The 20,627-nt window shown below is 62.6% G+C and carries 23 protein-coding genes; 6 read left to right on the forward strand and 17 right to left on the reverse strand.

All coding sequences use genetic code 11. From position 1 onward, the window contains the following. Positions 1–13: 13 nt before the first annotated feature. From DKY63_RS12250 to DKY63_RS12260, 3 genes are all read left to right on the forward strand, one after another. Positions 14–928: an urea transporter gene (locus DKY63_RS12250; protein ID WP_110964329.1), complete on the forward strand. Its 915-nt coding sequence runs from the start codon at positions 14–16 to the stop codon at positions 926–928. 21 nt (positions 929–949) lie between these two features. Continuing rightward, entirely contained in the window at positions 950–1,774 is an 825-nt protein-coding gene (locus DKY63_RS12255) for an ion transporter (RefSeq protein WP_110964330.1), read from the forward strand. Positions 1,775–1,982: 208 nt separating this feature from the next. Then, entirely contained in the window at positions 1,983–2,978 is a 996-nt protein-coding gene (locus tag DKY63_RS12260; protein ID WP_110964331.1) for a sulfate ABC transporter substrate-binding protein, read from the forward strand. Positions 2,979–3,157: 179 nt separating this feature from the next. Here DKY63_RS12260 and DKY63_RS12270 read toward each other — a convergent pair whose 3' ends face one another. Beyond that, positions 3,158–3,601, reverse strand: coding sequence for a hypothetical protein (locus tag DKY63_RS12270; RefSeq protein WP_110964332.1), 444 nt, complete (start codon positions 3,599–3,601; stop codon positions 3,158–3,160). A 208-nt stretch (positions 3,602–3,809) separates the two neighbouring features. Beyond that, the gene (locus DKY63_RS12275; RefSeq protein WP_204354326.1) at positions 3,810–4,439 is read right to left on the reverse strand and encodes a hypothetical protein; all 630 of its coding nucleotides are present in this window, start codon (positions 4,437–4,439) and stop codon (positions 3,810–3,812) included. Positions 4,440–4,674: 235 nt separating this feature from the next. Between DKY63_RS12275 and DKY63_RS12280 the strand changes: the two genes are divergently transcribed. Then, on the forward strand, positions 4,675–5,880 hold the full coding sequence (locus tag DKY63_RS12280; protein WP_110964333.1) for an MFS transporter: 1,206 nt from the start codon (positions 4,675–4,677) through the stop codon (positions 5,878–5,880). A 181-nt stretch (positions 5,881–6,061) separates the two neighbouring features. Next, complete coding sequence (locus DKY63_RS12285) at positions 6,062–7,009, forward strand: LysR family transcriptional regulator (protein WP_110964334.1); 948 nt, start codon at positions 6,062–6,064, stop codon at positions 7,007–7,009. A gap of 12 nt (positions 7,010–7,021) precedes the next feature. On the opposite strand, the gene phnP is transcribed toward DKY63_RS12285, so the two are convergent. The 14 genes from phnP to DKY63_RS12360 form a co-directional block, all read right to left on the reverse strand. Further along, positions 7,022–7,771, reverse strand: a complete 750-nt coding sequence (phnP, locus tag DKY63_RS12290; protein ID WP_110964335.1) for a phosphonate metabolism protein PhnP — start codon at positions 7,769–7,771, stop codon at positions 7,022–7,024. After that, complete coding sequence (gene phnN / locus DKY63_RS12295; RefSeq protein ID WP_110964336.1) at positions 7,762–8,328, reverse strand: phosphonate metabolism protein/1,5-bisphosphokinase (PRPP-forming) PhnN; 567 nt, start codon at positions 8,326–8,328, stop codon at positions 7,762–7,764. The genes phnP and phnN overlap by 10 nt, the downstream gene beginning before the upstream one ends. Then, on the reverse strand, positions 8,328–9,473 hold the full coding sequence (locus DKY63_RS12300; protein WP_110964337.1) for an alpha-D-ribose 1-methylphosphonate 5-triphosphate diphosphatase: 1,146 nt from the start codon (positions 9,471–9,473) through the stop codon (positions 8,328–8,330). The genes phnN and DKY63_RS12300 overlap by 1 nt, the downstream gene beginning before the upstream one ends. Then, complete coding sequence (gene phnL / locus DKY63_RS12305; protein WP_110967916.1) at positions 9,463–10,182, reverse strand: phosphonate C-P lyase system protein PhnL; 720 nt, start codon at positions 10,180–10,182, stop codon at positions 9,463–9,465. The genes DKY63_RS12300 and phnL overlap by 11 nt, the downstream gene beginning before the upstream one ends. After that, positions 10,182–10,988, reverse strand: coding sequence for a phosphonate C-P lyase system protein PhnK (gene phnK / locus DKY63_RS12310; RefSeq protein ID WP_110964338.1), 807 nt, complete (start codon positions 10,986–10,988; stop codon positions 10,182–10,184). The genes phnL and phnK overlap by 1 nt, the downstream gene beginning before the upstream one ends. Continuing rightward, the gene (locus tag DKY63_RS12315) at positions 10,985–11,857 is read right to left on the reverse strand and encodes an alpha-D-ribose 1-methylphosphonate 5-phosphate C-P-lyase PhnJ (protein ID WP_110964339.1); all 873 of its coding nucleotides are present in this window, start codon (positions 11,855–11,857) and stop codon (positions 10,985–10,987) included. The genes phnK and DKY63_RS12315 overlap by 4 nt, the downstream gene beginning before the upstream one ends. After that, the gene (locus DKY63_RS12320) at positions 11,850–12,926 is read right to left on the reverse strand and encodes a carbon-phosphorus lyase complex subunit PhnI (RefSeq protein WP_110964340.1); all 1,077 of its coding nucleotides are present in this window, start codon (positions 12,924–12,926) and stop codon (positions 11,850–11,852) included. Before DKY63_RS12320 ends, DKY63_RS12315 begins: the two co-directional genes overlap by 8 nt. Then, positions 12,926–13,516: a phosphonate C-P lyase system protein PhnH gene (gene phnH / locus DKY63_RS12325; protein ID WP_110964341.1), complete on the reverse strand. Its 591-nt coding sequence runs from the start codon at positions 13,514–13,516 to the stop codon at positions 12,926–12,928. Before phnH ends, DKY63_RS12320 begins: the two co-directional genes overlap by 1 nt. Next, a complete protein-coding gene (gene phnG / locus DKY63_RS12330; RefSeq protein WP_110964342.1) occupies positions 13,516–13,965 on the reverse strand; it encodes a phosphonate C-P lyase system protein PhnG in 450 nt (149 codons plus the stop codon). Before phnG ends, phnH begins: the two co-directional genes overlap by 1 nt. 11 nt (positions 13,966–13,976) lie before the next feature. Next, positions 13,977–14,681, reverse strand: coding sequence for a phosphonate metabolism transcriptional regulator PhnF (gene phnF / locus DKY63_RS12335; RefSeq protein WP_110964343.1), 705 nt, complete (start codon positions 14,679–14,681; stop codon positions 13,977–13,979). 38 nt (positions 14,682–14,719) lie between these two features. After that, the gene (gene phnE, locus DKY63_RS12340; protein WP_110964344.1) at positions 14,720–15,502 is read right to left on the reverse strand and encodes a phosphonate ABC transporter, permease protein PhnE; all 783 of its coding nucleotides are present in this window, start codon (positions 15,500–15,502) and stop codon (positions 14,720–14,722) included. Positions 15,503–15,638: 136 nt separating this feature from the next. Further along, entirely contained in the window at positions 15,639–16,652 is a 1,014-nt protein-coding gene (phnD, locus tag DKY63_RS12345) for a phosphonate ABC transporter substrate-binding protein (protein ID WP_110964345.1), read from the reverse strand. Between the two features lie 43 nt (positions 16,653–16,695). Then, the gene (gene phnC / locus DKY63_RS12350) at positions 16,696–17,529 is read right to left on the reverse strand and encodes a phosphonate ABC transporter ATP-binding protein (protein WP_110964346.1); all 834 of its coding nucleotides are present in this window, start codon (positions 17,527–17,529) and stop codon (positions 16,696–16,698) included. Positions 17,530–17,798: 269 nt separating this feature from the next. Then, on the reverse strand, positions 17,799–18,695 hold the full coding sequence (locus DKY63_RS12360; protein WP_110964348.1) for a LysR family transcriptional regulator: 897 nt from the start codon (positions 18,693–18,695) through the stop codon (positions 17,799–17,801). A gap of 142 nt (positions 18,696–18,837) precedes the next feature. On the opposite strand from DKY63_RS12360, the gene DKY63_RS12365 reads away from it, so the two are divergent. Continuing rightward, positions 18,838–20,043 carry an MFS transporter gene (locus DKY63_RS12365; RefSeq protein ID WP_204354328.1) on the forward strand — a complete coding sequence of 402 codons (1,206 nt, stop codon included), beginning with the start codon at positions 18,838–18,840 and terminating at the stop codon, positions 20,041–20,043. A 169-nt stretch (positions 20,044–20,212) separates the two neighbouring features. Here DKY63_RS12365 and DKY63_RS12370 read toward each other — a convergent pair whose 3' ends face one another. Further along, positions 20,213–20,617: a hypothetical protein gene (locus DKY63_RS12370; RefSeq protein WP_110964350.1), complete on the reverse strand. Its 405-nt coding sequence runs from the start codon at positions 20,615–20,617 to the stop codon at positions 20,213–20,215. Positions 20,618–20,627: the final 10 nt, after the last annotated feature.

The raw sequence follows: 20,627 nt of genomic DNA on the forward strand, positions 1-20,627 counted from the left end.
TTTTAGAACTGCCATGCCTGCCAACCACTTCAACACCCACTGCCCCGACTGGGCCGAGGCCTTCCTCAACGGTTTCAGTCAAATATTCCTCCAGCGCCATCCGCTCTGCGGCCTGCTGTGCCTGTCCGCCATTTTGTTCACTGCGCCTGCACTGCTCGGCGGTGCCTTGCTCGGTGGCGTCGCCGGACTGCTCACCGCGCAACGGCGCAACTATGCCAAGGCCGATCGCCAGGCCGGATTGTTCAGCTACAACGGCGTGTTGCTGGGCCTGCTGCTGAGTCTGTATTTCCCCTGGTCGGCGATGATGCCGCCACTGATTCTGGCGGCCGGCGGCCTGAGTGCGATCATCACCCAGCAATGGCTCAAGCGCGCCCGCGTCAATCAGACCGTGCCCGCCTATACCGCGCCGTTCGTGGGCCTGAGCTGGTTGCTGCTGTGCTTTGCCGAACCCTCCACGGCCGCCCCGCTGATTGAATTGAACACCACGAACCTTTTGGCCGCGTTGCTCAAGGGCATCGGCCAGGTGATGTTCCTCGACCATCCGCTGGCCGGGGCGATGATTGCCACCGGTTTGCTGATCGCCGATCGCCGGGCCTTTTGCTGGGTGCTGCTGGCATCCGCCATCGGCCTGGCCTCCAGCCTGCTGCACCACGAGACCGGCTCCGCCCTGCAGGGCCTTGGCGGCTACAACGCGGTGCTGGCTGCCCTCGCCTTCAGCACGCAGCGCCAGCATCCCTGGCTGCCACTGCTCGGCATTGTCCTGGCACTGCTGCTGACGCCGCTGTTCGCCGCCGCCGGCCTGGCCACGTTGACCGCACCGTTCATTCTTGCCTGCTGGCTGATCCGCGCCGGCATCCAGATGCTCGGCACCACCACTGTCGATAACGCGCCTTGCGCTCACGGGGACAATCAACCTAGGCTGCGCTGATCTTCGAGTCAGGCGTTATCCATGGACAGCAGCAAAAACTGGCGTGAACAGCTCTACGTCATGATTTTCCAGACCGACACCAAGGCTGGCAGGCGATTCGACGGCATTTTGCTGTTGATCATCCTCGCCAGCCTGGTGATCGTGATGCTCGACAGCATCGACACCATCCACAAGAACTACGCCGACGTGCTGGCGTACATCGAGTGGGGCTTCACGGTGATCTTCCTTGGCGAATACATCCTGCGCCTGTATTGCTCGCCCAAGCCCTTGCGTTATGCCTTCAGTTTCTACGGGCTGGTGGATGTGCTGGCGATCGTGCCCGGCATCCTCGCGCTCTATTACGCCGATGCCCAGTACCTACTGATCATCCGGATCATCCGGATGCTGCGGATTTTCCGCGTGCTCAAGCTCAGCCCTTACCTCAAGCAAGCCCATTACCTGCTCGACGCCCTGCGCGGCAGCAAGCAGAAAATCCTCGTGTTCCTGCTCAGCGTCTGCACCCTGGTCACGGTGTTCGGCACGCTGATGTACGTGGTCGAAGGCCCGGAGCACGGGTTCACCAGCATTCCCAAGGGTATCTACTGGGCCATTGTGACGCTGACCACCGTCGGCTACGGCGACATCGTGCCCAGAACGGTGCTGGGCCAGGTGATCTCGTCGATGGTCATGATCACCGGTTATTCGATCATTGCCGTACCGACCGGGATCTTCACCGCCGAACTGGCCAACACCATGCGTGGCGAGCAGCTGCAACACGACTGCCCGGTGTGCAAGAAAAACAGCCACGAACATGGCGCCGCGTTCTGCTCCCGTTGCGGCAATGCATTGTTTAAAAAACTGGAATAAGCAAAGAGCTTTTTAGTCTTTAAACGGACTATGGGTGCCCAGTTATAGTCGCTGGCAAATTGGTATCGCCTCACACATAACCCAACTGTAGGAGCGAGCCTGCTCGCGATGGACGTCAACGATGACGCGGGCTGTCTGAACGCCCGCGTTGTATTGACGTTTTTCGCGAGCAGGCTCGCTCCTACAAAAACAGAACAAGGAATTCGCAGTGAAAAAACTCTTTGGCGCCTCACTCCTGGCCGCTGGCCTGGCCCTGACCAGCATGGCCCAGGCTGCACCGACCCTGCTCAACGTTTCCTACGACGTGATGCGCGATTTCTACAAGGACTACAACACTGCGTTCCAGAAACACTGGCAAGCCGAGCACAACGAAAACATCACCCTGCAGATGTCCTTCGGCGGCTCCAGCAAACAGGCGCGTTCGGTCATCGATGGCCTGCCGGCTGACGTGATCACCATGAACATGGCCACCGACATCAATGCCCTGGCGGACAACGGCAAGCTGGTCCCGGACAACTGGGTCACCCGCCTGCCGAACAACAGCGCGCCATTCACCTCGGCCACCGTGTTCATCGTGCGCAAGGGCAACCCCAAGGCCCTCAAGGACTGGCCGGACCTGCTCAAGGACGGCGTGCAAGTGGTCGTGCCCAACCCGAAAACCTCGGGTAACGGTCGCTACACCTACCTGTCCGCCTGGGGCTACGTGCTGAAAAACGGCGGCGACGAGAACAAGGCCAAGGAGTTCGTCGGCAAGCTGTTCAAGCAAGCGCCGGTGCTCGACACCGGTGGCCGCGCCGCCACCACCACCTTCATGACCAACCAGATCGGCGACGTGCTGGTGACCTTCGAGAACGAAGCGGAAATGATTGCCCGCGAGTTCGGTCGCGACCAGTTCGAAGTGATCTACCCAAGCGTCTCCGCCGAAGCCGAGCCGCCGGTGTCGGTGGTCGACAAATCGGTCGACAAGAAAGGCACCCGCGCCGCCGCCGAGGAGTACCTGAAGTACCTGTGGTCACCGGAAGGCCAGGAAATCGCCGCCGCCAACTACCTGCGTCCGCGTGATCCGGCGGTGCTGGCCAAGTACACCGACCGCTTCCCGAAAGTCGACTTCCTGTCGGTGGAGAAGACCTTCGGCGATTGGCGCACCGTGCAGAAAACCCACTTCAATGATGGCGGGGTTTTCGATCAGATCTACACCCAGTAAGCACTGGATGTGAAAAAGGCGACCTGAAGAGGTCGCCTTTTTTGTTGATAAAACGCCGAACTACTGTAGGAGCGAGCCTGCTCGCGATGGTCGTTAACGATAACGTGTGTTTTCTGAAAAAACGCGGCGTCCTCAAGTCCATCGCGAGCAGGCTCGCTCCTACAGCGTTGGTGTGTATTTCAGCTCAGGTTGCCGCAGAAGATTGCCTGGTGCCCATCGGCCGGACTTTCCCGCACCACCAACGCATAGCCGCCCGCTCGAAGCGTCTCGAAGGAGGCCGGTGCGCTCTTCCAGAAGTACTGGTACGACGCCCCGGAATAGAACCGCGCATTCGGGCCGTCGTTCATGTCATAAGCCGGTTTGGCTCCCAGGTTTGCGCAGCTTCCGGGGTAGATGTAGGCCTGCAGACGGCCTGGCAGTGCGCTGCCCATGGATTCGCCACTGACAGCGAACCAGAACACAGTCGCATGACCATCGGCCATCATGATGGGCCGGGCGATTTTCCCGGCATTGATGGGTGTAGCGTCAAGGGGAACGTTGGTGACCTGGCGATCAGGCACTGTAGAGCACCCGAGGATCGTCCCAACCGCTACCACCAACGCCAGCGAAGATACGATTTTCATCGTGATACTCCCGCTTTGTAAGGACGCGTTGAAGTGATCCCCCAGTAGATTTTAGTCGCCAGCAAAATGCTGGCATTTCTTCGGATGGCCGGTAGGTACCCTGTAGGAGCGAGCCTGCTCGCGATTGCGGTATATCAGTGAACATTAATTCCGACTGACACGCCGCAATCGCGAGCAGGCTCGCTCCTACAGGAATCTCGACACGCCATTACATCGGGGGCGTTACCCCGTCCTTGCCGGCGGAAATCGATTGAGCCGTGAGAGTACCGTCAGCACTGCGGGTCACGAACGTGACGATCTTCACCCCCACTTTCAGCAAGCTGCGATCCCCCGACACCAGATTGACGATCGGTACGTCTTCCGGCACCAGGATTTTCTGCTGGCCGCCCTTGTAGTTCACCGTCAGCACCCGGCCATTGCTGACCACCAGATCGCCGACACTGCCATTGGTCATGCTGCTGCCCTTGACCAGATCGAAGGGCCGATGGCCGTCGCCGCTGCCCGCCAGCTCCGGAGGGAACACATGCACCTCAAGCGCCTTGAGGGTGCCATCCTCCTGAGGAATGGCCGCCGAACCGATGTAGCTGCCGGGCTTGATGTCTTCGATATTGGCCAGGGTGACGGCGCGAACCTTGGTGTTCTGGGTCAGGTTGACCACCAGGTTCTCGCCGCTGTTGGCGTGGACTTTCAGCACATCGGGGCTCACCCCGGTAATTTCGCCGCGCACGCCCATACGCGTGCCCGGTGCATCTTCAGCCTGGGCCAGCCCGGCGCTGCACAAACCAACCAGCGTGACCAGCGAAACACCGCGAACAAGGAGACGAAACATCGCATTCATGGAAAATGCCTGCCTGTGATGAAACGGGAAAGAGAACATAAGCACGCTATCGAACAAGATGTAAGTGAATGTATCATCGACCGATGATTTTTCGACGCAACGCTCACCGGCAAACGGCACGCGCGTTCGTCACTCATTCCGCAATGGAATGACTGCTATCACCTCAATCCCTCTTCTGCCGCACCGGTCGGGCCTTTAGCCTGCACGCATTCTCTTCAGCTCAGCGAGACACGTTATGAATCCAGCGACCCAAGTGCCCCACGGCACCGCGACAATGACCCGAAGCATGGTGCTGCTGTTCGCCTTCTGCTGTGGCGCAATCGTGGGCAACCTCTATTACGCGCAGCCGATCATCGGCCTGATCGCGCCGGACGTGGGCCTGAGCAACAGCCTGGCCAGTTTCATCGTCTCCCTGACCCAGATCGGTTATGCCCTGGGCCTGTTCTTCCTGGTGCCGCTGGGCGACCTGCTGGAAAACCGTCGCTTGATGATCATCACCAACCTGGTGGCGATTGCCAGCCTGATGGGCGCGGCCTTCACGGATCAGCCGAATGTGTTTTTGCTGGTTTCGCTGCTGGTGGGTTTCAGCTCGGTGTCGGTGCAGATCCTGATTCCGTTGGCCGCACACCTGGCACCGGAAGAGTCTCGTGGCCGGGTGGTAGGTGGAATCATGGGCGGGCTGCTGTTGGGCATTCTGTTGGCGCGACCGGTGTCCAGCGTGATCGCCGATCACTTTGGCTGGCGGGCGATGTTCATCTTCGCGGCGCTGTTGATGGTGGCGATCAGCATTGTGGTAGCGGTGACCATTCCCAAGCACAAGCCTGATCACAGCGCGACCTATGGGCAGCTGCTCGGCTCGCTGTGGACGCTGCTGCGCAAGCAACCGGTGTTGCGTCAGCGCGCGTTTTACCAGGGTTGCATGTTCGCCACCTTCAGCCTGTTCTGGACCGCAGTGCCGCTGGAACTGGCGCGCAACCATGGCTTGTCGCAATCGCAGATCGCGATTTTCGCGCTGGTCGGGGCGATCGGGGCCATCGCCGCGCCCATCGCCGGTCGCCTGGCCGATGCCGGCCACACTCGCATCGCGTCCCTGCTGGCATTGCTGTTCGCCAGCCTGAGCTTCCTGCCGGCCTTCATTCATCCGGCCTACAGCGTCATCGGCCTGGCCGTGACCGGCGTGGTCCTGGATTTCTGCGTGCAGATGAACATGGTCCTGGGCCAGCGCGCGGTCTACGCCCTCGACGCCAAGAGCCGCAGCCGCCTGAATGCGCTGTACATGACCAGTATCTTCATCGGTGGCGCGTTCGGCTCTTCCGTGGCCAGTGCGGTATACGAGCAGGGCGGCTGGTTGTGGATCGTGGTGGTGGGCAGTGCGTTTCCGCTGGTGGCGCTGGTGCGGTTCTTGAGTGTTTCAGAGAAGCGTTCGCTGGCGACCGCGTAGTCCCCAAAAAGCATCGCGGGCAAGCCTTGCTCCCACAGGTTGTGCGCTAATCCTGTAGGAGCGAGCCTGCTCGCGATAGCGGCGTGTCAGGCACCATAGATGCTGGATGTGCCGGCCACATCGCGAGCAGGCTCGCTCCTACAATGGTTGGTGAAACTTTCAGACTTTAAAAGGCCCTTCGATGGATCGTCTCGCAGCAATGGAAACCTTTGTCTACGTGGTGGAAACCGGCTCGTTTTCCGCTGCTGCCAGACGCCTGAATATCGGCCAGCCCGCCGTGTCGAAAACCATTGCTCAATTGGAGGCGCGCCTGGCGGTTCGGCTGCTGTTGCGCTCGACCCGAGGCCTGACACCCACCGAAGCGGGTCTGGCGTTTTTCGAGCGGGCCAAGCGCGCCATCGAAGAGGCCGATGAGGCCGACAGCGCTGCTCGCGGCTCGGCCAGCGGCCTGAGCGGCAACCTGCGTGTCTGCGCCGCCGTGACATTTGGCCGGCAGCATATCGTCCCGCGCCTGGGACCGTTTCTGGAGCAGCATCCGCAACTCAACATCGACCTGATGCTCGATGATCGCCACGTCAATCTGGTGGAAGAAGGCATCGACGTTGCACTGCGCATGGGCACCTTGAGCGACTCCAGCCTCACCGCCCGCAAGATTGCCGAATGCCGGCGCGTGGTGCTGGGCACACCCACCTATTTCGACAAGCACGGCGAACCCGACTGCCCCAACGATTTGAGTCAACACCAGGCAATCGTTTACGCACTGGGTGGCGGGGCCACCTGGTCATTCAAGAAGACCGGCGAAGAACAATCGGTGAACGTCAGCGGCAGGATCCGCGTCAACGCCGCCGAAGGTTTGCGCGCGGCTGTGCTGGCGCATCAGGGGCTGACCATGGCGTCCGAATGGATGTTTGCGCCGGAACTGGCCAACGGTTCGGTCAGGGAAGTGATGGCCGATTGGACGCTGCCCAATCAAGACCTGTGGGCGGTGTTTCCCACGGGCCGGATGGTCAGCGCCAAGGCCCGGGCGTTTGTCGAGTATGTGCAGGCTTTGATGGCGGCCAATGCCAGCGAATACGCGATGACACTTCTCGCCGAACAGGCAATGGCGTTGAAGATGGGTTATGAATAAAACGCTCTGCGTTCAGATCGCCTGTCCATCAAACCCCACGCTGACATTCCCCGGCAGCTCCCCGCGATGCTCCATCAACCATGCATCCAACGTATGCCCCACATGGGTCAGCACCGCCGACCCGGGCTGCAATTGATCAATACACTGCAACGCCAGATTCAAATCATTGTGATTACGCGGCGCCTGCGGCTGCGGCGGCATTGAACAGTCGAGCACCAGCACATCCAGCGGCTGTCGTTGCAGAAACGCCGTGGTGTCCGCAGGCAGGCCGACAGTGTCAGTCAGGTAAGCGATGCGCCGTCCCTCACCCTCCAACAGATAGCCGAGGGTCGGCTTGGAGTGCAGCAGCGGTAACGCCGTAACGCTCAAACTGCCGAAAAGACGGGTCTCGAAAGCCTCGAACGGCCGGCTGAAATCCAGAATCCCCGGATGCTTGTAGAGGTCTGCCAAACCTTCCGGGTCCACCGGCCCGTGCACCGGAATCACCAGACCCTGGCCCCAGCGCAGATGCAGCAAACCCTGAGCATGGTCAGCGTGGTAGTGGGTCTGGAAGACGCCGTTGAAGCTGCGCGGCGGGAAACGTTCGGTGAGGTCCGGCAGGCCGCTGTCGATCAGCCAGCGCTGCTCGCCGCATTCGATCAGCGCACAGCAAGGCCGGCGCCGCCAGCGTTCGTCGATATGGGCGCGAACACAGGCCTGGCATTCGCACCCATAGACGGGAACCTGCCGGGCATCGCCGGTACCCAGCAGCGTCAGGCGCATAGGGGCGGCTCGTCGATGCAGCCCAGCAGGCGTTCTACGGTTCGCTCCAGCGAGCCTGAGTTATCGAGCAAATGCACGTTCGGGTCCTCCGCCAGCAAACGCTCGCCAAAGCGCTGATTGCGCGCCAGCCGCTGATCGATTTCCGCCACCGACTCACGCCCGCGCGCCAGCAGGCGCTGACGCAACACCGCCTCGTCCACGGTCAGCAGCACCACCAATACGTTCGGATAGCGCTCGCGGGTCTGCGGCAGATGTCCGCGCGAGCCATTGATCAGCACGTCGTCCCCCGCCGCCAGCCAATCGTCGATTTCCTTCGGGATGCCATATGCCAGTCCATTGGCCCGCCAGCTCAGGGCAAAGGCGCCCCGGGCCTGCATCTCGTCGAACTCTTGCATGCTGACACCCAGCGCCGCCTCGCCCACCGCTTCCGCCGAGCGGGTGATGACCCGCCGCACGATGCGGCAGCCACGTTCGGCCAACCGCGCGCGCGCGGCATCCAGCAGGCTGTCCTTGCCCGAACCTGAAGGCCCGATGAGATAGATCAACCTGCCTGACATCAAAACACCCTCTTCGCTTGTCGCCATACTTGCTGGACCACCGGCAAACCGTCCTGACTGCGCGCCTGAATCAAGTCGGCGCGCAAACCCCTGGCGATTTCGCCACGATCGGTCAGGCCTGCGGCCCGGGCCGGGGCCAGGCTGACCATGCGCATCGCTTCGGCCAGATCGATTCGATCACTCTGCGCCGCCAGTGCGAACGCCGCTTGCAGCAGGCTCGCCGGGTAGTAGTCACTGGACAGAATATCCAGCAATCCTTCTGCCGCCAGTTCGGCGGCCGCCACGTTACCCGAGTGCGAACCGCCACGCACGATGTTCGGTGCGCCCATCAACACTTTCATGTTGTGCTCCTTGCAACCGCGCGCCGCCTCGACGGTGGTCGGGAACTCGGCGATGGTCATGCCGTAGCGCGCCGACTCCTCGACGTGGGCCAGGGTCGCGTCATCATGGCTGGCCACCGACAGGCCCCGCGCCAGGCAATGCTCGACGATCGCCGCGCGATAGCGGTCGCTGTACTGGCGGGAGTTGGCCATCTGCAAGGTGATGAATTCATCCATTTGCGTGGTCGTCAGGTGGTACTTGCCCATGTAGTACTCACGGTACTTGGACTCCAGCACGAATTGGCGCTGACCCGGCGAATGGTCCATCACCGACACCAACTGCACCAGCGGGTTCTCCACCAGATCGCGGAACACACTGAGAGTATCCGGGTGGCACAGCTCGCAGCGCAGGTGCAGGCGGTGTTCGGCGCGGGTAAGGCCGGCGTCGGAGGCGCTTGAAATCGCTTCGAGCATCGCCGGCAGTTTCTGCATGCGATTGCCCTTGGGGTTCACGTCGCCGATGGACACCGCGTCGAACACCGTGGTGATGCCCGCCGCGACGATCTGCGCATCGTGGCTGAGCACCGCCGAACGCGACGGCCAGTCCACGCCGGGGCGCGGGGTCATGTGTTTTTCCAGGTTGTCGGTGTGCAGCTCAACCAGACCCGGCAGCAGGAAATCGCCGTTGAGGTCCTGGGCCTGGGGCAAACGGCTGTGGCCTTCGGCAATGTCGGCAATCACGCCGTCGCGCAGCAGCACGGTGCCTTGGAACACGCGGTCGGCGGTGACCAGTTGGGCATTGCTGAGGATCTGTTCAACGGGCATCGGCGTATTCCTTGTCGTTCACGGCGGAGGGAGTCATGTCGAGATGGCGATCGGCGACCGCCTCGCGGGCAACGCGGTCGTGGAAGATGCCGATCAGCGCGGCACCGGCTTGCTTGGCTTCGTTCATCAGTTCCAGCACCACCTGACGGTTGCTGTCGTCCAGCGAAGCCGTCGGTTCGTCGAGCAACATCACCGGCCAGGCCACCATGAACCCACGGGCGATGTTGACCCGCTGCTGCTCGCCACCGGAGAAGGTGTTGGGCGACAGTTGCCACAGGCGTTGCGGGATGTTCAGGCGGCTAAGCAGCAGTTCGGCGCGCGATTGCGCCAGTTGCCTGGACCAGCCACGGGCCAGCGCCGGCTCCATCACCACGTCCAGGCAGGCGACTCGCGGGATCACCCGCAGGAACTGGCTGACATAACCCAGGGTGCGCTGGCGTACTTGCAGAATGTCCCGGGGCTCGGCGCCCACCAGTTCCAGCCACTGGCCATCGTGCTGCACGCGGATGCTGCCGCCCGCCGGCAGGTAGTTGCCGTACAGGGTGCGCAGCAAGGTGCTCTTGCCGGCACCGGACTGGCCGTGCAACACCAGGCATTCGCCGCCCGCCACACTGAAATCCACCCCGCGCAACACATTGAGGACCACGCCGTTCTGCTGGTGCAGGGTGAAGGTTTTCGAGAGGTCACGGACCTCGATCAAAGGATTCATCATGGCTGCAGCACCGAAGACACCAACAGTTGAGAGTAAGGGTGCTGCGGATCGTCGAGGATCTGATCGGTCAGCCCGGTTTCCACCACCCGCGAGCGGCGCATCACCATCAGGCGATCCGCCAGCAGCCGCGCCACTGCCAGGTCGTGGGTGACGATCACCACCGCCAGATCCAGCTCCCGCACCAGCCCACGCAGCAAGTCGAGCAAGCGTGCCTGCACCGACACATCGAGGCCGCCGGTCGGTTCATCCATGAACACCAGGCGCGGACTCGACACCAGGTTGCGGGCGATTTGCAGGCGTTGCTGCATGCCGCCGGAAAAGGTCCGGGGCAAGTCATCGATGCGTTGCGGGTCGATTTCCACCTGGCTCAGCCAGTCCAGACCGGCGCCACGCAGCTGCTGGTAATTACGTACACCCTGAGCCATCAAGCGCTCGCCGATGTTGGCGCCAGCCGACACGCCCATGCGCAAACCGTCCCGGGGGTTCTGCTCGACGAAGCCCCATTCGGTGCGCAGCAAGGTGCGGCGCTCGGCTTCGCTGGCGCTGTACAAGTCCAGCCACTGGCCCTGTTTGTCGCGGTAGCCGATGGAGCCGCTCTGCGGCGGCAAACGTCCGCTGAGCAGCGACAGCAGGGTCGACTTGCCGGAACCGGACTCGCCGACAATCCCCAGCACTTCGCCGGGGTACAGGTCGAAGCTGACGTCCTGGCAGCCCTTTTCCGGGCCGTACAACAGCGACAGGCCCTGCACTTGCAGCAACGGCTCGGTGGACACGGACAGATCGTTTTTCAGCGCCTGATTCATTGGCCCTGCTCCTGCTGGCTGACGCGCTGGGCGCAGTAATAGGTGTCGGAACAGACGAAGCTCTGCGTACCGGCGTCGTCGAGAATCAGCTCATCGAGGAACGAATCGTGGCTGCCACAGATGGCGCAGTTCTGTTCCCATTGCTGCACTTCGAACGGGTGATCCTCGAAGTCCAGGCTGGTGACGCGGGTGTACGGCGGTACCGCGTACAGGCGCTTCTCGCGGCCGGCACCGAACAGCATCAGCGCCGGACTCATGTCGAGTTTCGGGTTATCGAATTTGGGGATGGGTGACGGGTCCATCACGTAGCGCTCGTCGACCATCACCGGGTAGGCGTAAGCCGTGGCAATGTGGCCGAAGGTGGCGATGTCCTCGTACAGCTTGACGTGCATCACCCCGTAATCGTTGAGCGCGTGCATGGTCCGGGTCTCGGTTTCCGACGGTTCGATAAAGCGCAGCGGCTCCGGGATCGGCACCTGATAGACCATGATCTGATCGGCATGCAGCGGGGTTTCCGGGATGCGGTGACGGGTCTGGATCACCGTCGCTTCCGGCGTTACCTCAGTGGTGGCGACGCCTGCGGTGCGGGCGAAGAACCGACGGATCGACACGGCGTTGGTGGTGTCGTCGGCACCCTGATCGATGACCTTGAGCACGTCATCGTCACCGAGAATCGCGGCGGTCAATTGCATGCCACCGGTGCCCCAGCCATACGGCAACGGCATCTCGCGACCACCGAACGGCACTTGATAGCCGGGGATCGCCACGGCCTTGAGCAAGGCGCGACGGATCATGCGCTTGGTCTGTTCATCGAGGTAGGCGAAGTTGTACGCCGCGTCGCGTACCGGCGTTTGAGTCTGGTCATTCATGGTTGCTGCCCTCGGCAGGCTTGCGCAGTTTGCGGATCAGCTCCAGTTCGGCCTGGAAGTCGACGTAGTGAGGCAACTTGAGGTGCGAGACGAAGCCGGACGCCTCGACGTTGTCGCAGTGCATCAGCACGAACTCTTCCTGCTGCGCCGGGGACTGGATTTCTTCGTTGTATTCCTTGGCGCGCAGCGCGCGGTCGACCAGCGCCATACCCATGGCCTTGCGCTCGGCATGCCCGAAGGCCAGGCCGTAACCACGGGTGAACTGCGCCAGCTCCGTGGCCGAACCGACGAACTGGTTGACCATCTCGCACTCGGTCACTTCGATGCTGCCCAGGCAGATCGGGAAACCCAGTTCTTCAGGGTCGATCCAGACCTCGACGTCGCCGATGCGGATTTCCCCGGCGAACGGGTGGTTGCGGCCATAACCGCGTTGGGTCGAATAACCCAGCGCCAGCAGAAAACCTTCATCGCCACGGGCCAGGGCTTGCAGGCGCTCGGCGCGGCTGGCGGGCAACTCCAGCGGGTCGCGGGTGATGTCGGCGACGCTTTCGTTGTTGTCCGATTCGTTCTTGATCAGGCCTTCCTGAGCCAGCAAGCCGAGTACGCGCGGGCAGTCTTCAACGGTGGCGTTGTCGGTGGCTTGCGGGCCCGGATACTCGCCCTCGGCCAGCAGCGCAAAGTCCAGCAGGCGATGGGTGTAATCGAAGGTTGGCCCCAGCAGTTGCCCGCCGGGCAGGTCCTTGAAGGTCGCCGAGATGCGTCGGCTGAGCTGCATTTTCGCGGTGTCGATCGGCAGGCTCGGGCTGAAACGCGGCAACGTGGTGCGGTAGGCACGCAGCAGGAAAATCGCTTCCACCAGATCCCCCGCCGCTTGCTTGATCGCCAGCGCCGCGAGTTCTTCGTCGAACAGCGAGCCTTCGCTCATCACCCGCGCCACCGCCAGCGGCAGCTGCTGACGGATCTGCTCGACGCTCAGTTCAGTGACCGCGGTATCGCCCCGGCGTTTTTTCGCCAGCAGGCGGTGGGCATTGTCGATGGCCTGTTCGCCACCCTTGACGGCTACGTACATCAGGCACGCTCCTGTGTGATGCGAGTGCTGCGCGGCAGGCCGATCAGGTCGTGGCCGGCGGTGAAAAACAGGTCCAGTCCACGGGGGAATTCGTTGCGCCGTTCACGTTCGCCCCAGAAGCCATCGGCCACCGGCAATGCGACGTCGTGTTGGGTTTCGATTCCCGGCCCGCGCCATGCCAGTCCTGCCCCGCCATCGAGGCTCGGCAGTTGAACCAGCAAGGTGCAGGACTGATCGGGGTAGCGGTCGTTGCCAAGGTCGAAGCCGCCGAGGTCGAGCAGATCGTCGGCGGCGAGCAAGGCAAAGCGTGCGTCTTCACGCTTGGCGGTCAGCGGGCAGCCACAGTGGAACGTCAGGTTGGCGCGGATCAGCGGCGTGTCGAACGACGGCGCCAGCCACAGCGGCGTTTCCACATCCAGTAGCGCCAGGCACAGGGCGTAAGTCGCGGGTGCCAGGCCTTCGAGGCTCGGGGTGGCGTACAAAGTCTGGATCACACCCGGACCGGCCAATGCCTTGAGGGCTGCGCGAAAGCCGCGCTGGGCATCCAGCACCGGGTCGGCGAACGCCGGTTGCAACAGCTGTGCGCTCATCAGTTTTCTCCTCGCACGAGGGTGAAGAATTCGACTTTGGTGGCGGCGGTGTCCGCCTCTTTTTGTGCCCGGCGTTCGGCCTGGGCCTCGGCCAGCGGCGTGATGATTTGCTCGAGCCAATGGCGCTGCTGGGTGCCTTGCAGATGGGCGTCGGCCAGCGCGGCCAGTTCGGCGTGGACCTTGTCGCGACCGGCCAGGTAGCTGTAGCCGGTGCGGCCATCGGCCAGGCGCACCACGCAGCGGGTCACGCTCATTTCGCCGACGTTGAACGGCGCACCGTTGCCACCCATGCGGCCACGGACCAGGGTCATGCCGATTTCCGGGGCGCGGATCAGTTGGTATTCGACGTCGCGCAACGCGTCTTCATGGGGCTGCAATTCGCTGCGACGGGCGCGGGCCAGCACGCCGATCCAGTGCTGCCTTTCAGCGTTGGGAACAAGGTTGGACATGGAGTTCTCCATCAGGTGACGACCTGGTACTGGAAGCGATCGGAACGGCTGGTGGACTGCGCAAGCTCCACCGCGCGGCCGTCGCGATCACGGGAAAGGGTGAATACACTCAGCGCCGGCAAATGCCGGGGCATCATCAACAGCGCGGCTTCTTCGCGGTTGGGCAAACGGGCGCCGATCAGGCTTTGAGTGCGGGTCAGCGGCAGGTCGCGCTCACTCAGGTACTGGCGCAGGGAGCCGCCGGTATAGTCCGCCAGCAACGGCGCATGGCTGGCGCAGTAGCGATGGCGGATCAGGCTGACCGGCTGCCCGTCGAGCTTGCGCAGGGTCTGCAGTTCGATCATCGGCGCCATTTCGGCAAGGCCCAGGTGCTCGGCCTCTTCACGGCTGGCGAAGCAGTAGCGACGCTTGAGCAGCACCGCCTCGACGCCCAGGCCCTGGGCCGACAACGACTGGCTGTAGGCGCTATCCGCTGCCATCGGGTAGATCAGCGGGCGTTCCAGCACTTGCGTGCCTTTGCCCTGACGGCGCAGCAGGCTGCCTTCGAACACCAACTCATCGATGGCGCGGCGCAGGGTGTGGCGGTTGACGCCGAAGCGTTCGGCCAGTTGCACCTCGGCCGGCAGGAAATCCCCGGCGCTGTAGTCCGAAAGCTCCCGACGCAGGATGTCGGCGAGTTCGCGGTACACCGGCTCATCTTGTCTAGACAACTGCATGCTTTAAAAAAAGCGCCCGCAGGCACCCCTCCGAATAATCAGATGTACTGCTTGCGCAGGCGTTGCGAAAAGATGTCGATCAGGCTGACGACGACGATGATCACCAGCAGCACGGCGCAGGTCTGGACGAACTGGAAGGCGCGGATGTTTTCCCAGAGGATCACGCCGATACCGCCAGCGCCGACCATCCCCACCACCGTCGCCGAGCGCACGTTCGCCTCGAAGCGGTACAGCGCGTAGGACACCCACAGCGGCATCACTTGCGGGATGACGCCCCAGATCACTTCCTGCAAGGCACTGGCGCCGGTGGCACGAACCCCTTCGACGGGGCCCGGATCAATCGCTTCCACGGCTTCGGCGAACAGCTTGGCCAGCACACCGGTGGTGCTGATCCATAGCGCCAGCACACCGGCGAATGGCCCCAGGCCGACCGCCACCACGAACAACATGGCGAAGACCATTTCGTTGATCGAACGGAAGGCATCCATCACCCGGCGCAGCGGCTGGTGAATCCACCAGGGGGTGATGTTTTCCGAGCAGAGGATGCCCAGCGGCACCGAGCAGACAATCGCCAGCACCGTGCCCCACAGGGCGATTTGCACGGTGACGATCATTTCCTTGAGGTACATGCGCCATTCATGGAAATCCGGCGGGAAAAAGTCGGCGGCGAAGGTCGCCATGTTTCCCGAGTCGCGGTACAGCGCCATCGGATTCATTTCGGCGCCGTGCCAGGCCCAGGCCAGCAGGACCAGGAACAGGCCCCAACCGGCGTACTGCGGCCAGGTGCGCTTGCCGACAGCTTCAGCGTGAAGAGTGGTCATGAGGTTTTCTCTGAATTGCGTCAATCAGAAACTGTAGGAGCGAGCCTGCTCGCGATGGTCGTCAACGATGACGCGGGAAACCGGGAGAAACGTGGTGTCCTTGCGTTCATCGCGAGCAGGCTCGCTCCTACAGGGGTTAGCCGTTGGCTGCGGATTTTTTGTCGGCGGTCTTCTCAAGCAAGCTGATGCGCTCTTGCAGCTTGGCCAGTTCGGCATCGATGTCAGCCAACTTCTTGGCCTTGTCTGCCGCTTCCAGCTTGGTGTCGGCATTGATGGTGGTGCGCTGCTTGAACAGCTCGAGCTGGCGGATCGGCAGCAGCTGGTCGTCGCTGGATTTCAGGAACTTGCCCAACTGCATGCCCGCCAGCACGGCTTTCTCGGAATCGGTGTCGCCGTAGCTGAAGATGAAATCGCGGATCTTCTGCTTCTCGCTGTCGCTCAAGGCCTTGCTCCATACCAGCGGGTCGGCCGGAATCAGCGGCGATTTCCAGATCACCTTGAGCATGGCGGCCTTGTCCGGCTGGGTGACTTCCAGGCGATCCCAGCTCTCAGTGTTGAAGGTCGCCACATCCAGTTGGCCCTTGGCCACGCTCAACGCGTTGACTTCATGGCTGGAGTTGAGGGTGCGCTTGAACGCGGTGGCCGGGTCGACGTTGTTCTTGGCGAACACGTAGTAGCCCGGTACCAGGTAGCCGGAGGTGGAGTTCGGATCACCGTTGCCGAAGGTCAGGGTCTTGGCGTTTTTCAGCATGTCGTCGACGGAGTTGATCGGGCTGTCCTTGCGCGCGATCAACACGCTCCAGTAGCCGGCAGCGCCACTGGCGGCGGCGGTCTGGGCGAAGATTTCACCGTTGGAGCGGTCCACCGCCTCGATGGCGGCCTTGTTGCCCAGCCAGGCGACGTCGACCTTGTTGAAGCGCATGCCCTGGATCAGGCCGGCATAGTCGGAGGCGAAGGTGGCGTTGACCTTCAGCCCGGTTTTCTTCTGCATGTCATCGAGAAACGGCTGCCAGATGCTCTTGAGGTTCTGCGACGACTCGGTGGACATGATGCCGAAGTTGATGGCTTTTTCTTCAGCCTGGGCGGTGCCCAGCACACAGCTGGCAGCGAGGGCTGCAACAGCAAAAACACGACCGATACGGTTCAACATGGAAGGGTTTCCTGAGGGTGAACGGTTGGGAATCGAAGGTTGTTCAGGCGCGTGCCATGACCAGCCGGGGTACGGCTTCGACGGGGCGAAGCTGGTCGGCGCACATCAGGCTGGTGTCGATGTCGGCACCGTACAAATCGTTGAGGAACTGGCTGCTCAGCTCGGCGGCGTGGCCGTCGAAATGAATGCGCCCGCCCTTGAGCGCCACGGCGCGCGGGCAGTAACGGGTGGCGTAGTCGACTTGATGCAGCGTCACTACGACGGTCTTGCCGTCGCGGCGATTGATGTCGGCAAGGATCTCCATGACCTTGCGCGCCGATTCCGGGTCGAGGGAGGCAATCGGTTCATCCGCCAGGATCACTTCGGCCCGCTGAGTCAAAGCACGGGCAATCGCCACGCGCTGCTGCTGGCCGCCGGACAGGGTCGAAGCGCGCTGCGCCGCCAGATCCGCCAGGCCGACGCGGTCAAGCGACTCCAGGGCGAACTGTTTTTCCTCGGCATTGAACAGGCTCAGGTTGCCGCGCCAGCGCGGCATGCGCCCCAGGCAACCGAGCAGCACGTTGTCGAGCACGCTCAGGCGATTGACCAGGTTGAACTGCTGGAAGATGTAGCCGATGTCGGCGCGCAGGCGTCGCACCTTGCCATTGAGCCGTCCGCTGGCCTGCACTTCGCGGCCCAGCACCTTGACGCTGCCGCCATTGTTGCGGTCGCAACAGGCCAGGCCCGCGAGGTGGCGCAACAGGGTGGATTTGCCGGAACCGGACGCGCCGATCAGCGCGACCATCTCACCGGCCGCGATGGTCAGTTCGAGGTCGACCAGTGCGGTCTTGCGCGCAAAGGTCTTGTTCAGATGATCGACATGGATAGCTGCGTTCATGGGCTTCTCTGTCTGGTTGAACGACCGTCCATGGCCGCATTTGATTTCAACCGACTTTAGGCACGGGCTGTGTCAGCCCTATGACTTGCACATGTCGCTGGGTGAACCATTTGATGAAGGTTTTGTGAAAGGTTGAGGCGGTCGCAGCCTACCGACCGGAAAATGCGTTCCCCCTGTAGGAGCGAGCATGCTCGCGATGGAGGTCCAGTCAACGTTGGCATTCAGACAGCCCGCGTTATCGTTAACGACCATCGCGAGCATGCTCGCTCCTACAGGGGAAGGCGGGCCCGTAATCGCGGTGCTACGAAGTCAAGAAAGGCGCGCAGCTTCAGCGGCAGCGGCGCCTGCCCCTTGTGCACGAGGCTGACCGGCAATGGCGACGACTCGAAAGGTTCAAGCACCACCTTCAGGGCGTTTTGACTCAGGGCGTGAGCGACCTGATAGGACAGCACCCGGATCACCCCGACCCCAAGTATCGCCGCGTCGATGGCCGCTTCCGCCGTGTTGACGGCAAAGCGTGAGTGAACCGGCACAGATACCCCGGACTTGCCCGTCTCGAATACCCATGCGCCGGTGGATTCAAGGGCTTCGAAGGTAATGCAGGCATGCCCGCTGAGGTCCTGCGGCGTGGCGGGTTCACCATGGGTCGCCAGATAATCGGGACTGGCACACACGACCCGGCGCACGGCTCCCACCTGCATGGCCTTGAGCGAGCTGTCGGGCAAATCGCCAATGCGCAGAGCGACGTCGATGTGCTCTTCCATCAGGTGCACCACGCGGTCGGTGAGCATCAGGCTGATCTCGATGTCGGGATAGTGCGCGAGAAACTCAGCCACCACCGGCACCAGGTGCAGGCGCCCGAACACCACTGGCGCCGTGACCACAAGCTGCCCCTTGGGCGATGCGTATTCGCCGGTCGCCGCACGCTCGGCCTCGCCAATCTCTTCAAGAATTTTCCTGCACGCCGCCACGTAAGAAGCCCCGGCTTCGGTCAGCGACAGTTGCCGGGTGGTGCGATGCAACAGGCGAGTCTTGAGGTGCGATTCCAGCTCCGCCACTTTGCGGCTGACGGTGGCCAGCGGCATCCCCAGGTAACGTGCGGCGGCGGACAGACTGCCGGCATCGACCACCGCGATCAGCACCGACATGGATTCAAGACGGTTCATGGCGCCCTATCAAATTTTGGAAGGATGATTCCCGATCCTAGGTGATTATCCAGATTCACGCGAGTGCGTAAGGTTGGACCCTCATCTCCCGCGCGCGATATCCCATCGCAACTGCCGGAAGCCAACCTTCAAGGAGAGTGCCGTGAGCGCCCTGCCCCTAACCTCAGAGACTGCGTCCACGCCAGCGGTAGCGTCACGCGGCAAGATCATCATGATGGCGGTCATTGCCGGCGCGGTGATCACCAACATCTACTGCACCCAGCCGATCCTGCCGTTGATTGCGACGGACCTGGGTCTCGACCTGACCACCGTGGATCTGGTGGCCGGTGCGGCGCTGCTGGGTTTCGCCACCGGGCTGGCGCTGCTGTTGCCCATGGGCGACCGTTTCGACCGGCGCAAACTGGTGCTCGGTCAGATCGCCCTGGCCTTCTGCTTCGCCATTGCCGCCGCCGTCTCGCCCAGCGTCGGTACCTTGATCGCCGCGTCCTTCGGCCTCGGCATCGTCAGTTGCGTGCCGCAGCAACTGGTGCCGTTCGCGGCAGTGATGTCCAGGCCCAGCGAACGGGGGCGCAATGTCGGCACGGTGGTCAGCGGGATCATGGTCGGCATCCTGCTGGGCCGTACCATCGCCGGGGTGGTAGGTGACACATGGGGCTGGCGTGCGGTGTATGGCGTGGAAGCGGCGTTCATGATTCCGGTGTGGATCGCGGCGGCTGCACTGCTGCCGCAAGGCGTGCCGAGCACTCAACTGTCCTACCCGCGCCTGCTCGCTTCGCTGTGGCCGCTGATGCGCGACAACGCGCCGATTCGCCAGTCAATGATGGTCCAGGCGCTGTTGTGGGCCTGCTTCAATGCCTTCTGGGTGAACCTGGCGGCGCTGCTGGCCCAGGGTCCTTTCCAGTTGGGCAGCGCCTGGGCTGGCGGCTTTGGCATCATCGGCGCGGCGGGTGCGCTGGCGGCGTCCCTCGGTGGTCGGGCCACTGACCGCCTGGGCTCACGCAGTGTGATTGGCGCCAGCATCGGCATCGTTACGCTGGCCTATCTGCTGCTGGCGGGTGCACAAAACTCATTGGCGCTGTTGGTGCTAGGGGTGATCGTGCTGGATATCGGCGTGCAATCGGGGTTGGTGTCCAACCAGACACGGGCGTTTGCGGTCGACCCCAAGGCGCAGGGGCGGATCAACAGCCTTTACATGACGGCGACGTTTTTTGGTGGGGCGGTGGGGGCGGTGGTCAGTGGGTGGTTGATGACGCGTTATGGCTGGTCCGGGATTGTGGTGTTTGGTGTGGTCCTGGGGCTCATTGCACTGGCCATCCACTGGATCGGCGCGCCACGCAAGACCACCTGACCCATACCCCTGTAGGAGCGAGCCTGCTCGCGATGGACGTCAACGATGACGCGCCCAGCCTGAATGACCGCGTTGCCTGAACGTTTTTCGCGAGCAGGCTCGCTCCTACAGGGATTCCATCGTTTTTACGCGATCACAAAAAAGGCGACCTCGATGGTCGCCTTTTGCCTTACTCCCCGAACTGCCGCCCCAGACCGCCCGGCACGCCGTGGATATCGGTGTCTTCCCACGGCCCTTTCGGACTGATCGAACGGCTCCAGCCGTTGTTCCAGCGGTAGTAGGTGCGCTGGCGGTAGAAGGTGTTGGGCTGGTCCTCAAGCACATAGACACCCAGCTTCGGGTCCCAATGGCTGTTGCCGCCCGGCGGTGGCGCGAAGCTCGCCGAGGTGCGCGGCAGCGGCTTGGCGGGCTTGGCCGGAGTGCTCGGCTTGCTCGGGCTCGGCGAGGTCGACGGCGTGGGCTTGGGCTGGGTCGGCGGGATCGGCGGCAGGTGCGTCGTTTCCGGTTGCTGGACCGCACAGGCGCTCAGCCCTAAAACGACACTGAGCAAGGCGATACGAGCGATGGCGGTCATGGTGCTGCTT

Source organism: Pseudomonas putida, from assembly GCF_003228315.1.
Taxonomy (GTDB): Bacteria; Pseudomonadota; Gammaproteobacteria; order Pseudomonadales; family Pseudomonadaceae; genus Aquipseudomonas; species Aquipseudomonas putida_S.

Excerpts from the sequence above, each read along its gene's own strand:
- DKY63_RS12250 (WP_110964329.1), top strand. The coding sequence starts at position 14 with ATGCCTGCCAACCACTTCAACACCCACTGCCCCGACTGGGCCGAGGCC.
- DKY63_RS12255 (WP_110964330.1), top strand. The coding sequence starts at position 950 with ATGGACAGCAGCAAAAACTGGCGTGAACAGCTCTACGTCATGATTTTC.
- DKY63_RS12270 (WP_110964332.1), bottom strand. The coding sequence starts at position 3,601 with ATGAAAATCGTATCTTCGCTGGCGTTGGTGGTAGCGGTTGGGACGATC.
- DKY63_RS12275 (WP_204354326.1), bottom strand. The coding sequence starts at position 4,439 with ATGAATGCGATGTTTCGTCTCCTTGTTCGCGGTGTTTCGCTGGTCACG.
- DKY63_RS12280 (WP_110964333.1), top strand. The coding sequence starts at position 4,675 with ATGAATCCAGCGACCCAAGTGCCCCACGGCACCGCGACAATGACCCGA.
- DKY63_RS12285 (WP_110964334.1), top strand. The coding sequence starts at position 6,062 with ATGGATCGTCTCGCAGCAATGGAAACCTTTGTCTACGTGGTGGAAACC.
- phnP (WP_110964335.1), bottom strand. The coding sequence starts at position 7,771 with ATGCGCCTGACGCTGCTGGGTACCGGCGATGCCCGGCAGGTTCCCGTC.
- phnN (WP_110964336.1), bottom strand. The coding sequence starts at position 8,328 with ATGTCAGGCAGGTTGATCTATCTCATCGGGCCTTCAGGTTCGGGCAAG.
- DKY63_RS12300 (WP_110964337.1), bottom strand. The coding sequence starts at position 9,473 with ATGCCCGTTGAACAGATCCTCAGCAATGCCCAACTGGTCACCGCCGAC.
- phnL (WP_110967916.1), bottom strand. The coding sequence starts at position 10,182 with ATGAATCCTTTGATCGAGGTCCGTGACCTCTCGAAAACCTTCACCCTG.
- phnK (WP_110964338.1), bottom strand. The coding sequence starts at position 10,988 with ATGAATCAGGCGCTGAAAAACGATCTGTCCGTGTCCACCGAGCCGTTG.
- DKY63_RS12315 (WP_110964339.1), bottom strand. The coding sequence starts at position 11,857 with ATGAATGACCAGACTCAAACGCCGGTACGCGACGCGGCGTACAACTTC.
- DKY63_RS12320 (WP_110964340.1), bottom strand. The coding sequence starts at position 12,926 with ATGTACGTAGCCGTCAAGGGTGGCGAACAGGCCATCGACAATGCCCAC.
- phnH (WP_110964341.1), bottom strand. The coding sequence starts at position 13,516 with ATGAGCGCACAGCTGTTGCAACCGGCGTTCGCCGACCCGGTGCTGGAT.
- phnG (WP_110964342.1), bottom strand. The coding sequence starts at position 13,965 with ATGTCCAACCTTGTTCCCAACGCTGAAAGGCAGCACTGGATCGGCGTG.
- phnF (WP_110964343.1), bottom strand. The coding sequence starts at position 14,681 with ATGCAGTTGTCTAGACAAGATGAGCCGGTGTACCGCGAACTCGCCGAC.
- phnE (WP_110964344.1), bottom strand. The coding sequence starts at position 15,502 with ATGACCACTCTTCACGCTGAAGCTGTCGGCAAGCGCACCTGGCCGCAG.
- phnD (WP_110964345.1), bottom strand. The coding sequence starts at position 16,652 with ATGTTGAACCGTATCGGTCGTGTTTTTGCTGTTGCAGCCCTCGCTGCC.
- phnC (WP_110964346.1), bottom strand. The coding sequence starts at position 17,529 with ATGAACGCAGCTATCCATGTCGATCATCTGAACAAGACCTTTGCGCGC.
- DKY63_RS12360 (WP_110964348.1), bottom strand. The coding sequence starts at position 18,695 with ATGAACCGTCTTGAATCCATGTCGGTGCTGATCGCGGTGGTCGATGCC.
- DKY63_RS12370 (WP_110964350.1), bottom strand. The coding sequence starts at position 20,617 with ATGACCGCCATCGCTCGTATCGCCTTGCTCAGTGTCGTTTTAGGGCTG.